This is a genomic window from Herbiconiux sp. (assembly GCF_023264895.1).
In the GTDB taxonomy this organism is placed as follows: Bacteria; Actinomycetota; Actinomycetes; order Actinomycetales; family Microbacteriaceae; genus Herbiconiux.
In genome coordinates this window covers 1-12,160 of sequence record NZ_JAHFUY010000114.1, presented here as the reverse complement: position 1 = coordinate 12,160, position 12,160 = coordinate 1, and the positions used below count along the sequence as shown (strand labels likewise).

The following is a 12,160-nucleotide window of genomic DNA, read 5'->3' as shown; positions in this document are numbered from 1 at the left end:
AACGGCTGGGTCATCCTCGTGGCGGCCACCACCGAGAACCCCTCCTTCTCCGTCATCTCGCCGCTGCTCTCGCGGTCGCTCCTGCTCACGTTGGAGCAGCTGACCGACGACGACCTCGGCGTGCTGATCGACCGGGCGGTGACGGATGCGCGGGGCCTCAACGACAGGGTCGCCCTCGATCCCGAGGCGCGCGCCGCGATCATCCGGATGGCGTCGGGCGACGCCCGCCGCGCCCTCACCGCCCTCGAGGCCTCGGCCGCCACGGCCCTGGCCGGCGTCGCCGAGGACGACGACGACGAGGTGCCGCTCATCACGGGCGCCGTGCTCGAGCAGTCGGTCGACCGGGCACTCCTCCGCTACGACCGCAACGGCGACGAGCACTACGACGTCATCAGCGCCTTCATCAAGTCGGTGCGGGGCTCCGACGTCGACGCCTCACTGCACTACCTGGCCCGCATGTTCGAGGCGGGGGAGGATCCGCGGTTCATCGCCCGCCGGGTCATCATCCTGGCGTCCGAGGACATCGGCATCGCCGACCCCCAGGCGCTGCCGATCGCCGTGGCCGCCGCCGAGGCCGTGCAGATGATCGGCATGCCCGAAGGGCGGATCCCGCTCGCCGAGGCGGTCGTGTACCTCGCCACGGCCCCCAAGTCGAACGCCTCCTACATGGGCATCAACGCCGCGATCGCGGACGTGAAGGCCGGCAACTTCGGCCGGGTCCCCAAGCACCTGCGGGATGCCCACTACGCGGGCGCCAAGCGCCTCGGCCACGGCCACGGCTACAAGTACCCGCACGACAGCGACGTCGGTGTGGTGAAGCAGCAGTACCTTCCGGACGAGCTGGTGGGCAAGACCTACTACGACCCCACCGACCACGGGCACGAGCGCGAGGTCTCGGCGCGCCTGCAGAAACTCCGCGACATCACGCGGGGAAAGCCGAGTTGACCCGTGTTGCTGTGCTAATCTTGCAGACGCCTAATCAGCGTCATTTCGGAGCGGCTGCCGATCGATGCTCGATGACGGGATCGCGTCCTTTAGCCGGAGCGCCCGGCACACACCCTCTTACTTGGACCTCCGTGAGGTCGCGCGCACTCCTGTGCGCATTCATCTTGTAAGAACTTCTACGAAAGGACGTAAGTGGCTACCAAGTCGCGTACGCGCAGCAAGACCCGCCTCTCCCGGGCGCTCGGCATCCCGCTCACCCCGAAGGCGGCCAAGTACCTCGAGAAGCGCCCCTACGCTCCCGGTGAGCACGGCCGCACCAAGCGCAAGCAGGACAGCGACTACGCCGTCCGTCTGCGCGAGAAGCAGCGTCTGCGCGCCCAGTACGGCATCCGCGAGAAGCAGCTGAAGATCGCGTTCGAGGAGGCCCGCAAGGCCAAGGGCCTGACCGGTGAGAACCTGGTCGAGCTCCTCGAGATGCGTCTCGACGCCCTCGTGCTGCGCTCGGGCTTCGCCCGCACCACCGCCCAGGCCCGTCAGATGGTCGTGCACCGTCACATCCTGGTCGACGGCCAGCTGGTCGACCGCCCCTCCTTCCGCGTGAAGCCGGGCCAGACCATCCACGTCAAGACCCGCTCCGAGGGCACCGAGCCCTTCCAGGTCGCCGCTGCCGGTGGTCACATCGACCTCCTGCCGAAGACCCCGGGCTACCTCTCGGTCGAGCTCGACAAGCTCCAGGCGCGCCTCGAGCGCCGCCCGAAGCGCGCCGAGGTCCCCGTGACCTGCGAAGTGCAGCTCGTCGTGGAGTACTACGCCGCCCGCTAACAGCGGACACGGCATACTGGAGAGCGGGTCACCCACGGGTGGCCCGCTTTTCTCTGTCTAACGAAGGGCACTCACAATGACTGGTGGAGACATCGCCGGCCTCATCGCAGCGGGCGTGTTCGCCGTGCTCGTCGGACTCCTCGCCATTCCCCTGGTCAAGCTCGGGGGAGTCTTCGACCAGACCCGCGACTCGATCAAGGACGTCAGCGACGGCATCACGCCGATCCTCTCCGAGTCGACCGTCACGGTGCAGGAGGCCAACCGCCAGCTCGCCCGCGTCGACTCGATCACGAAGAACGTCGAGGAGGTCACGGGCAACGTCTCGTCGCTCGTGGCGCTGTTCGCCGCCTCCGTCGGCGGGCCCCTGATCAAGCTCGCCGGCTTCAGCGCCGCCGTGCGCACCGCGCTCGTGGGCATCCGCCGCCGGGACTAAACTGGTCGGAGCTTTCGCACCGACTCGCACGAGGAGAACGACATGAAGAAGATCCTGTGGCTCATCGCCGGAATCGGCATCGGGTTCCTGGCCGCCCACCAGTTCAACCAGACGAAGAGCGGCAAGCAGTTCTTCAAGGACCTCGACAAGCGCACCAAGGAGTTCGGCGACTCGCTCGTCGACGGCTACCGTGAGCGCGAGGCCGAACTCCGTTCCGCCATCGCCGACGCCAAGTAGTCCGCGAGGTGCAGACCGCTGACATCCGCTCCCGCTGGCTGACCTTCTTCGGCGATCGGGGGCACACCGTCGTGCCCTCGGCCTCGCTCGTCTCCGACGACCCGTCGCTGCTGTTCACCGTGGCGGGGATGGTCCCGTTCATCCCGTACCTCTCCGGTCTCGTGCCGGCGCCGTACCCGCGCGCCACGAGCGTGCAGAAGTGCATCCGAACCCTCGACATCGAGGAGGTCGGCAAGACCACCCGGCACGGCACGTTCTTCCAGATGAACGGCAACTTCTCGTTCGGCGACTACTTCAAGGAGGGCGCGATCGGCTACGCCTGGGAGCTGCTCACCTCGAGCGAGGCCGACGGCGGCCTCGGCTTCGCGGAGCGCGACCTCTGGGTGACCGTCTACGAGGACGACGACGAGGCGATCGACATCTGGAAGCGGGTGGCCGGGGTTCCGGATTCCCGCATCCAGCGCTTCGGCAAGGAGGACAACTACTGGTCGACCGGCCAGCCCGGCCCCGCCGGTCCCTGCTCCGAGATCTACTTCGACCGCGGCCCCGCCTACGGCGTGGAGGGCGGCCCGGCGGCCGACGAGAGCCGCTACATCGAGATCTGGAACCTCGTGTTCATGCAGTACCTGCGTGGCGAGGGAACCTCCAAGACCGAGTTCGAGATCCTGGGCGAGCTGCCCCGCAAGAACATCGACACCGGCATGGGCCTCGAGCGGGTGGCGTTCCTCAAGCAGGGCGTCGAGAACCTCTACGAGATCGACCAGGTGCGCCCGGTGCTCGACCGCGCCGCCGAGATCTCCGGCCGGCGCTACGGCGCCGACCACGACGACGACGTGCGGATGCGCGTGGTCGCCGACCACGTGCGATCCGCTCTCATGCTCATGAGCGACGGTGTGACGCCCTCCAACGAGGGCCGCGGCTACATCCTGCGCCGACTCCTCCGCCGCACGGTGCGCTCTATGCGCCTGCTCGGCGTCGACACCGCCACGATGCCCGAGCTGCTCACGGCCTCGCGCGACGCCATGAAGGCCGCCTACCCCGAGGTGGAGGCCGATTACGCCCGCATCTCCCGCGGCGCCTACGCCGAGGAGGAGTCGTTCCTGCGCACCCTCACGGGCGGCACCCAGATCCTCGACCTCGCCGTGGCGACGCTGAAGACCGACACCGCCGCCCAGGATGCTGCCGGTGCGGTTGCTGCTGTGGCTGAGCTCCCGGGTGACACCGCGTTCCTCCTGCACGACACCTACGGCTTCCCCATCGACCTCACGCTCGAGATCGCCGAGGAGTCGGGCATCACCGTCGACCGCGTGGCCTTCGAGTCGCTCATGGCCGAGCAGAAGCAGCGCGCCAAGGCCGATGCCAAGGCCAAGAAGCTCGGCATCACCGACCTCACCGTCTACAGCCAGTTCCGCGCCCTCGGCGAGACCGTGTTCCGTGGCTACGACGAGCTCGAGGCCGAGGGCTCCGTGCTCGGCCTCATCCTCGACGGCGTCTCGGTCACGAGCGCCGTGGCGGGGGAGCAGGTCGAGGTCATCCTCGCCGAGACCGCGCTCTACGCGGAGTCCGGCGGCCAGGAGGCCGACGCCGGCACGATCGTGGGCGAGGGCTTCGAGCTCACCGTGCTCGACGTGCAGAAGCCCGTCAAGGGGCTCGTGAGCCACCGGGCCGAGGTCACGAGCGGCCAGATCGCCGTGGGCGACACCGCTCGCAGCGTCGTGGACCGCGACTGGCGCCGCGGTGCCACCCAGGCGCACTCCGCCACCCACCTCATCCACGCGGCCCTCCGCGAGACCCTCGGCTCCGAGGCGCACCAGGCCGGCTCCTACAACAAGGCCGGCTACATGCGGCTCGACTTCTCGTGGAACCAGCCGCTCTCGTTCGAGACCCGCACCGAGATCGAGGAGAAGGCGAACATCGCCATCCGCTCCGACCTCGAGGTCGTCACGCGCGAGCTGCCGATCGACGAGGCGCGCTCGATGGGCGCCATGGCGCTCTTCGGGGAGAAGTACGGCGACGTCGTGCGCATGGTCGACATCGGCGGCCCGTGGTCGCGCGAGCTCTGCGCAGGCACCCACGTCTCCTCGAGCTCCCAGATCGGCATGATCAACCTGCAGGGCGAGTCGTCGATCGGCTCGACCAACCGCCGCGTGGAGGCCCTCGTGGGCCTCGAGGCGTTCCGCGAGTTCGCCGCCGAGCGCGCCCTCGTGGCGCAGCTCACCGCGTCGCTCAAGGCGCCGCGCGACGAGCTCGCAGGCCGGATCGCCGACCTCAGCGCCAATCTCAAGGCCGCCGAGAAGAAGATCGCGGCCTTCGAGGCCGGTGTCCTCGCCACCCGCATCCCGGATCTGGCCGCCACGGCCCAGCCTGCGGGATCGGTGACGCTCGTGGCCGAGAACGTCGGCACTCTGCGCTCGGCCGACGAGCTGCGTCAACTCGTGACGGGTGTGCGCGAGGCGCTCACCGCATCCGGAACCGGAGCGGCCGTGGTGGCACTGGCCGCCGTGGCCGGAGACAAGCCCGTGGTCATCGTGGCCACCACCGAGGCCGCTCGCGCCTCGGGCGCCAAGGCCGGTGCCCTCGCCAAGCTCGCCGCGAGCGTGCTCGGCGGCGGCGGAGGCGGCAAGGACGACCTCGCCCAGGGCGGCGGCACCGACACCCAGGCGATCGGCGCGGCCCTCGAGGCCGTCTCGCGCGCGGTCGCCGGGTAGCGGATGCGGTCAGGAGTGCGGATCGGCGTCGATGTGGGCAAGGCCCGCATCGGCGTGGCGCGCACCGACCTGCACGGCATGCTCGCGACCCCGGTCGAGACCGTGCCGCGTGCCGACGACGGCTCCGACCTCCGCCGCATCCGGGAGATCGCGGCCGAGCTCGACGCCTTCGAGTACGTGGTGGGGCTGCCGCTCTCGATGAGCGGCGGCGAGACCGCCTCGACCCAGGATGCCCGGGACTTCGCTGTGCTTCTGGCAGACGACGGCATCCCTGTGCGCATGATCGACGAGCGGCTCAGCACCGTCTCCGCCCAGGCCGCTCTGCACCGGAGCGGCCGGAACACCCGAACATCCCGCCCCGTGATCGATCAGGTCGCCGCGGTTATACTCGTGCAGCACGCTCTGGACAGTGAGCGTTCCTCGGGAAACCCGCCCGGCATCCTGATCGCCCCGAGCCAAGGAAAAGGCCGTGACTGACCGACAGCCACCAGAAGACCACCCGTTCGCCGAGTTCTTCCGAGAGCCCGAGAGGCCGCAGAACGCGCCCCGCTCACGACGTGACGCCCGCATGTCCGAGGCCACTCGGGCGCCTCAAGCCGGGTCCGGAGGCCGGCGCGGTGGCCGCGTCACCGGTGGCGGTGCAGGCGGCGGGCGCGAGAAGAAGCCGCGTCGTTGGATCGGCGGACTCATCTTCACCCTGGTGGCCGTCGGCCTCCTCGTGGGCGGCGGTGTCTTCGTCTGGAACACCTTCGGGTCGCAGATCCAGACCGCGCTCGCGGGCAATGAGGTGCAGGACTACGAGGGCACCGGCACCGGCGAGGTGATGTTCGTCATAAACTCCGGCGACGTCGGCGAGGTCATCGGCGACAACCTGGCCACGGCCGGCATTGTGAAGAGTTCGTCGGCCTTCTATGAGGAGGTGATTTCCACGACTCCCGAGCCTGTTTTCAACCCCGGCACGTTCCGCCTCGCCGAGCAGATGAGCGCCCGGTCCGCGCTCGACGCACTGCTCGACCCCGCCAACAAGGTGGACACCACGGTCACCATTCCCGAGGGTTCGAGCGCCGCCGGCATCTACCAGGAGCTCGCCGACGTCACGGGGCTGCCGATCGAGGAGTTCCAGGCCGTGGGCGCGAACTACGCCGCCCTCGGCGTGCCGGCCGAGGCGCCGAGCATCGAGGGCTTCCTCTTCCCGGCCACCTACACCTTCGAGCCGAGCGACACCCCCGAGTCGATGATCACGACGATGGTCAACCGCACCTTCCAGTCGCTCGACGCGGCCGGAGTACCGGCCGAGGACCGTCTGCGCGTGCTCTCGTTCGCCGCCCTCATCCAGAAGGAGGCGGGCAGCGTGGAGGACATGGCGAAGGTGGCCCGCGTGTTCCAGAACCGGCTCGACGCCGGCTGGAACATGGAGTCGGATGCGACGATCGCCTACGGCGCCGGCCACAGCCGCGTCGAGACCACGCAGGCCGAGCGCGAGGATCCGGCGAACATCTACAACACCTACCTCTACCCGGGCCTGCCGGCCGGCCCGATCGCCAACCCCGGCGACGACGCCATCAACGCGGCGCTCAACCCGGCCGACGGCCCGTGGTTCTTCTTCGTGACGGTCGACCTCGACACGGGCGAGACGGTGTTCTCCGAGACGGTCGACCAGCACGCGGCGGCCGTCGAGCGGCTGCAGGCGTGGTGGGCGGCGCACCCCGAGATCGAGTAGGCACCGGATGACGCACCTCGACTCCGCACGCCGCCTCGCGGTGCTCGGGTCGCCAATCGGGCACTCCCGTTCGCCGCTGCTGCACCGCACCGCCTACGCCGTGCTCGGGCTGCCGTGGGAGTACGAGGCCGTCGAGATGCCCGCCGACTCGCTCGAGGAGTTCGTGGGCGGCCTCGACGCGGCGTGGCGCGGGCTGTCGCTCACGATGCCGCTCAAGGAGACCGTGCTGCCGCTCCTCGACGACGTGGATGCCGTGGCGCGCGCCACGGGTGCCGTGAACACGGTGCTGGTGGAGCACGACGGCGGCGCGCGCAGGCTGACAGGCTTCAACACGGACGTGCACGGCATCACCGAGGCTCTCCGCCGCAGCGGCATCTCGCTCGCGACGCACGCGGTGATCGTCGGCGGGGGAGCGACGGCCCGTTCGGCTGTCGTCGCCGCGGCGCAGCTCGGCGCCGAGCACGTCGACATCGCGCTGCGCACTCCGTCGAAAGCGGCCGACGTCGTGGAATCGGCGCGCGCCGCCGGTCTCACCTCGACCGTCCTCGCCCTCGACGACCCCGCTGTGCTCGCGCTCGCCCCCGACGTCACCATCAGCACCCTGCCCGGCGGCGTAGGAGCCCACTCCCACTTCGAGGGCGCGGCGGCCGCACGCTCCTCCACCCTCCTCGACGTGGCCTACCACCCTTGGCCGAGCGAGCTCGCGACCCTCTGGGAGGCCGCAGGCAGCCCCACCATCCCGGGCCTCGCCATGCTCGTCCACCAGGCGGTGGCCCAGGTCCGCATCTTCGTGCACGGCGACCCCCTCATCCCCCTCCCCGCCGAAGAACCCCTCACCGCTGAGCTCCTGGCCACCGTAGGCCTCGCCTGACGGAGAGGCTTCCTCGTCTGTGGGAAGATCTTTAATATGCTCCGTTGGCTCACCGCCGGCGAGTCCCACGGTCAAGAACTCATCGCGATCGTCGAAGGACTCCCCTCCGGCATCCCCGTCTCCCTCGATGACCTGCGCACCGATCTGGCGCGCCGCAAGCTCGGCTACGGCCGGGGAGCGCGGATGAAGTTCGAGCAGGACGAGCTGGCCATGTCCGGCGGCGTCGTGCACGGCCGCACCCTCGGCAGCCCCGTCGCGGTGCGCATCGGCAACACCGAGTGGCCGAAGTGGACCGACGTGATGGCGGTCGAGGCTCCCGCCGAGGAGCTCCCAGGCAAGGGACGCAGCGCGCCCCTCACCCGTCCGCGCCCAGGTCACGCCGACCTCGTGGGCATGCAGAAGTACGACTTCGACGAGGCGCGCCCGATTCTCGAGCGCGCGAGCGCCCGCGAGACCGCCGCCCGCGTGGCGCTCGGCGCCGTGGCCCGCGCGTTCCTCGGCGAGCTCGGCATCACGCTCGTCAGCCACACCCTCGCCATCGGCCCCGTGCGGGTGCCCGACGGCAGCCCGCTGCCCCTGCCCACCGACGTCGATGCCCTCGACGCCGATCCGGTGCGCTGCTGGGACGCCGCCACGAGCGCGCTCATGGTGGCCGAGATCGACGACGCCCGCAAGGAGGGTGACACCCTCGGCGGTGTCGTCGAGGTGCTCGCCTACGGCCTGCCGCCGGGGCTCGGCTCGCACGTGCACTGGGACCGCCGGCTCGACTCGCAGCTGGCCGCCGCCCTCATGGGCATCCAGGCCATCAAGGGCGTCGAGGTCGGCGACGGCTTCGAGACCACCCGCCGGCGCGGCTCCGAGGCGCACGACGAGCTCTACCGCGAAGGCGGCGAGATCACCCGTTCCACCGACCGTGCGGGCGGCACCGAGGGCGGCATGTCGACCGGCACCGTGCTGCGCGTGCGCGCCGGCATGAAGCCCATCGCGACCGTGCCCCACGCCCTGCACACGATCGACGTCGCGACCGGCGAGGAGGCGGCGGCGCACCACCAGCGCTCCGACGTCTGCGCCGTGCCCGCCTCAGGCGTCGTCGCCGAGGCGATGACCGCGCTCGTGCTCGCGAACGCCGTGCTGGAGAAGTTCGGCGGCGACTCCGTCGGCGAGACAAGGCGCAACCTCGAGTCGTACCTCGCCGCCATCCCCGAGGCGCTCCGCACCGGCATCGTCCGCGCATGACGGTCGTGCTGATCGGCCCGCCGGCCGCCGGCAAGACCCGCATCGGCAAGCGCGTCGCGAGACTGCTCGGCGTGCCGTTCGTCGACACCGACAAGCTCATCGTGGCCGCCCACGGCCCCATCCCCGACATTTTCGCGTCGAAGGGAGAGCCGCACTTCCGCTCGCTCGAGCGGGCCGAGGTCGTGCGGGCTCTCGGCGCGGACGCCGTCGTCTCGTTCGGCGGAGGAGCGGTGCTCGATCCGGAGACCCAGCGCGACATCGCGGCCGTCCCGGTCGTGCTGCTCACGGTGCAGCCGCACGCCGTCGAGTCGCGGCTCGGCAACGGCAAGCGCCCGCTCGTACCCGACCTCGCCTCGTGGATCGCGCTCTACGAGAAGCGCCGCGACCTCTACGAACGCCTCGCCGACCACGTGGTCGACACCTCCGACCGGCCCACCGACCAGGTGGCCGCCGATCTCGCCGGCTGGGTCCGCAGCCGCACCGCCAGCCAGGAGAACGCACGATGACCGACACCGCCAGCCCCGACACCGCCGGCCTCGGCACCACCGTCATCCCCGTCACCGGGGTCGACTCCTACGACGTGCTCGTCGGCCGTGGCATCCTCGACCGCGTGGCCGACGGCCTCGGCCCGGCGGTGCAGAAGGTGCTCATCGTGCACCCGCCCACCCTCGGTGCCCGCGCCGCGGCCCTCCGCGAGTCGCTGCTCGGCCGCTACGAGGTGCTGCTCGCCGAGATCCCGGATGCCGAGGCCGGCAAACGGGTGGAGGTCGCCGCTTTCTGCTGGCAGGTGATGGGCCAGGCCGACTTCACCCGCACGGATGCCGTGATCGGCTTCGGCGGCGGCGCCGTCACCGACGTGGCCGGCTTCGTGGCGGCCACCTGGCTCCGCGGCGTGACGCTCGTGCAGGCGCCGACGACCCTGCTCGGCATGGTCGACGCGGCCGTGGGCGGCAAGACCGGCATCAATACGAACGAGGGCAAGAACCTCGTGGGAGCGTTCTACGCACCGAGCCTCGTGGTGGCCGACCTCGACCAGCTCGAGGGGCTCGCCCGCAACGAGATCCTGGCCGGCTTCGGCGAGGTCGTGAAGTGCGGGTTCATCGCGGAGCCGGAGATCCTCGACATCATCGAGGCCGACCTCGACGCCGCGACCGACCCGTCGACCCCCGAGTTCCGCCGGCTCGTCGAGCTGTCGATCGCGGTCAAGGCCCGCGTGGTCTCGAGCGACTTCAAGGAGGCGGGCCTTCGCGAGATCCTCAACTACGGGCACACGCTCGGCCACGCCATCGAGCACGCCGAGCGCTACCAGTGGCGGCACGGGGCCGCCGTGGCCGTGGGCATGATGTTCGCCGCCGAGCTCGGCCGGCTGACCGGCTCGCTGTCGGACGAGGTGGTCGACCGGCACCGTCGCATCCTGACCTCGCTCACCCTGCCGACCGAGTACCCGGCCGGCCGCTGGCCGACCCTGCTCGCCACCATGCAGCGCGACAAGAAGGCCCGCGGCAGCATGCTGCGCTTCATCGTGCTCGACGACCTCGCGCGGCCCACCGTGCTGCAGGGCCCCGACAGCTCGATGCTGTTCACCGCGTACCAAGAGATCGCATCCTGAGGAGCAGCCGATGGCATCCGTACTGGTTCTGAACGGCCCCAACCTGGGGCGCCTCGGCAGCCGTGAGCCCGACGTCTACGGCTCGCAGGATCTCGGTGCCCTCGAGGCCGAGCTCACGGCCGAGGCCGCCGGCCGCGTCTCGATCGACCTGCGTCAGACCAACGACGAGGCCGAGCTCATCTCGTGGCTCTACGAGGCCGTCGACACGGCGACCCCGGTCATCCTGAACCCGGCCGCGTTCACGCACTACTCCTACGGGCTGCGGGATGCCGCGGCGCTCGTGACGAAGGCGGGCCTGCCCCTCATCGAGGTGCACATCTCGAACCCGCACGCCCGGGAGACCTTCCGGCACACGAGCGTGATCTCGGGGGTGGCCACGGGGGTCATCGCGGGCTTCGGGTTCGGCTCCTACCGCCTCGCCCTCGTCGCTCTCCTCACGCCCGGAGGCTGAGCCGCTACACTCTTCGAGGACCGAAACGCCGGTCTGACGACTTCTTCTTCGAAACGGATCACTTCTTTCATGGCTTCAACGAACGACATCAAGAACGGCACCGTGCTGAGCATCGACGGTCAGCTCTGGAACGTCATCGAGTTCCAGCACGTCAAGCCGGGCAAGGGCGGCGCGTTCGTGCGCACCAAGATCAAGAACGTGCGCACCGGCAAGCTCGTCGACCGCACCTTCAACGCCGGAGCGAAGATCGAGACGGCCAACGTCGACCGCCGCGACTTCCAGTACCTGTACAAGGACGGCGAGGACTACGTGTTCATGGACACGACGGACTACGACCAGATCACCATCCCCGGCGCCATCGTGGGCGACGCCGCGAACTTCCTGCTCGAGCAGCAGATGGCCACCATCGCGCTCACGGACGACGAGCCGCTCTACGTCGAGCTCCCCGCCTCGGTCACGCTCGAGATCACCTACACCGAGCCCGGCCTCCAGGGCGACCGCTCGACCGGCGGCACCAAGCCCGCCACCGTCGAGACCGGCTATGAGATCCAGGTTCCGCTGTTCCTGGAGATCGGCACCAAGGTCAAGGTCGACACCCGCACGGGCGACTACCTCGGCCGCGTCAACTAGGCGCCCGCGTTGAGCGCACGCACGAAGGCCCGCAAGCGGGCCCTCGACATCCTCTTCGCCGCCGACGTGCGGCAGATCCCCATCGCCGAGTCGCTCGCCGCCGAGGCGGGCCGCGCGGCGGGCGAGCCCGACCGCGAGACGTCGTGGCTCTACGCCCGCGACATCGTGGACGGCGTGGTCGAGAACTTCGCCGAGATCGACGAGACGATCGAGATCTACGCCCAGGGGTGGACGATCGCGCGCATGCCGACCGTCGACCGGGCGCTGCTCCGGATCGGCGTGTGGGAGATCCTCTACAACGACGAGGTGCCCTCGGGGGTCGCGATCGACGAGGCGGTCGAGCTCGCGAAGACGCTCTCGACCGATGACTCGGCCGCCTTCGTGAACGGCGTGCTGGCGAAGGTGGCCCAGCAGAGCTGAGCGGGAGTCGCGGCGTCACCGCGGGCATCCACTTGACAGTAGATGCGGCAATGGGCGCCGACTTGACACATCTTGTGT

14 protein-coding genes are annotated in these 12,160 nt (G+C 70.0%); all 14 read left to right on the top strand.

Features of this window, described 5'->3' with window-relative positions; all coding sequences use genetic code 11:
• On the top strand, positions 1–945 hold a 945-nt coding region (locus Q0D57_RS17425), incomplete at its 5' end, for a replication-associated recombination protein A (protein ID WP_291046431.1).
• Positions 946–1,137: 192 nt separating this feature from the next.
• Positions 1,138–1,767, top strand: coding sequence for a 30S ribosomal protein S4 (gene rpsD, locus Q0D57_RS17420; protein WP_259526688.1), 630 nt, complete (start codon positions 1,138–1,140; stop codon positions 1,765–1,767).
• A gap of 76 nt (positions 1,768–1,843) precedes the next feature.
• Positions 1,844–2,200 carry a DUF948 domain-containing protein gene (locus Q0D57_RS17415; RefSeq protein ID WP_259526687.1) on the top strand — a complete coding sequence of 119 codons (357 nt, stop codon included), beginning with the start codon at positions 1,844–1,846 and terminating at the stop codon, positions 2,198–2,200.
• A 42-nt stretch (positions 2,201–2,242) separates the two neighbouring features.
• Complete coding sequence (locus tag Q0D57_RS17410) at positions 2,243–2,437, top strand: hypothetical protein (protein WP_259526686.1); 195 nt, start codon at positions 2,243–2,245, stop codon at positions 2,435–2,437.
• Positions 2,438–2,445: 8 nt separating this feature from the next.
• Positions 2,446–5,145: an alanine--tRNA ligase gene (gene alaS / locus Q0D57_RS17405; protein WP_291046427.1), complete on the top strand. Its 2,700-nt coding sequence runs from the start codon at positions 2,446–2,448 to the stop codon at positions 5,143–5,145.
• Between the two features lie 3 nt (positions 5,146–5,148).
• Complete coding sequence (gene ruvX / locus Q0D57_RS17400; RefSeq protein ID WP_291046425.1) at positions 5,149–5,622, top strand: Holliday junction resolvase RuvX; 474 nt, start codon at positions 5,149–5,151, stop codon at positions 5,620–5,622.
• Positions 5,615–6,865, top strand: a complete 1,251-nt coding sequence (mltG, locus tag Q0D57_RS17395; RefSeq protein ID WP_291046422.1) for an endolytic transglycosylase MltG — start codon at positions 5,615–5,617, stop codon at positions 6,863–6,865. Before ruvX ends, mltG begins: the two co-directional genes overlap by 8 nt.
• A 7-nt stretch (positions 6,866–6,872) precedes the next feature.
• Complete coding sequence (locus Q0D57_RS17390) at positions 6,873–7,736, top strand: shikimate dehydrogenase (protein ID WP_291046420.1); 864 nt, start codon at positions 6,873–6,875, stop codon at positions 7,734–7,736.
• A 36-nt stretch (positions 7,737–7,772) separates the two neighbouring features.
• The gene (gene aroC, locus Q0D57_RS17385; RefSeq protein WP_291046413.1) at positions 7,773–8,972 is read left to right on the top strand and encodes a chorismate synthase; all 1,200 of its coding nucleotides are present in this window, start codon (positions 7,773–7,775) and stop codon (positions 8,970–8,972) included.
• Positions 8,969–9,478 (top strand): shikimate kinase, encoded by a 510-nt coding sequence (locus tag Q0D57_RS17380; RefSeq protein ID WP_291046411.1) that lies wholly within the window; start codon positions 8,969–8,971, stop codon positions 9,476–9,478. Before aroC ends, Q0D57_RS17380 begins: the two co-directional genes overlap by 4 nt.
• Positions 9,475–10,581: a 3-dehydroquinate synthase gene (gene aroB, locus Q0D57_RS17375; RefSeq protein ID WP_291046409.1), complete on the top strand. Its 1,107-nt coding sequence runs from the start codon at positions 9,475–9,477 to the stop codon at positions 10,579–10,581. The genes Q0D57_RS17380 and aroB overlap by 4 nt, the downstream gene beginning before the upstream one ends.
• A 10-nt stretch (positions 10,582–10,591) precedes the next feature.
• Positions 10,592–11,032, top strand: coding sequence for a type II 3-dehydroquinate dehydratase (locus tag Q0D57_RS17370; protein ID WP_291046407.1), 441 nt, complete (start codon positions 10,592–10,594; stop codon positions 11,030–11,032).
• A 69-nt stretch (positions 11,033–11,101) separates the two neighbouring features.
• Positions 11,102–11,662 carry an elongation factor P gene (efp, locus tag Q0D57_RS17365; RefSeq protein ID WP_291046404.1) on the top strand — a complete coding sequence of 187 codons (561 nt, stop codon included), beginning with the start codon at positions 11,102–11,104 and terminating at the stop codon, positions 11,660–11,662.
• A gap of 9 nt (positions 11,663–11,671) precedes the next feature.
• Complete coding sequence (nusB, locus tag Q0D57_RS17360; protein WP_291046402.1) at positions 11,672–12,082, top strand: transcription antitermination factor NusB; 411 nt, start codon at positions 11,672–11,674, stop codon at positions 12,080–12,082.
• Positions 12,083–12,160 lie beyond the last annotated feature (78 nt).

Coding starts and splice junctions, on each gene's coding strand:
- Q0D57_RS17415 (WP_259526687.1), top strand. CDS start 1,844: ATGACTGGTGGAGACATCGCCGGCCTCATCGCAGCGGGCGTGTTCGCC.
- Q0D57_RS17410 (WP_259526686.1), top strand. CDS start 2,243: ATGAAGAAGATCCTGTGGCTCATCGCCGGAATCGGCATCGGGTTCCTG.
- ruvX (WP_291046425.1), top strand. CDS start 5,149: ATGCGGTCAGGAGTGCGGATCGGCGTCGATGTGGGCAAGGCCCGCATC.
- Q0D57_RS17390 (WP_291046420.1), top strand. CDS start 6,873: ATGACGCACCTCGACTCCGCACGCCGCCTCGCGGTGCTCGGGTCGCCA.
- aroC (WP_291046413.1), top strand. CDS start 7,773: ATGCTCCGTTGGCTCACCGCCGGCGAGTCCCACGGTCAAGAACTCATC.
- Q0D57_RS17380 (WP_291046411.1), top strand. CDS start 8,969: ATGACGGTCGTGCTGATCGGCCCGCCGGCCGCCGGCAAGACCCGCATC.
- aroB (WP_291046409.1), top strand. CDS start 9,475: ATGACCGACACCGCCAGCCCCGACACCGCCGGCCTCGGCACCACCGTC.
- Q0D57_RS17370 (WP_291046407.1), top strand. CDS start 10,592: ATGGCATCCGTACTGGTTCTGAACGGCCCCAACCTGGGGCGCCTCGGC.
- efp (WP_291046404.1), top strand. CDS start 11,102: ATGGCTTCAACGAACGACATCAAGAACGGCACCGTGCTGAGCATCGAC.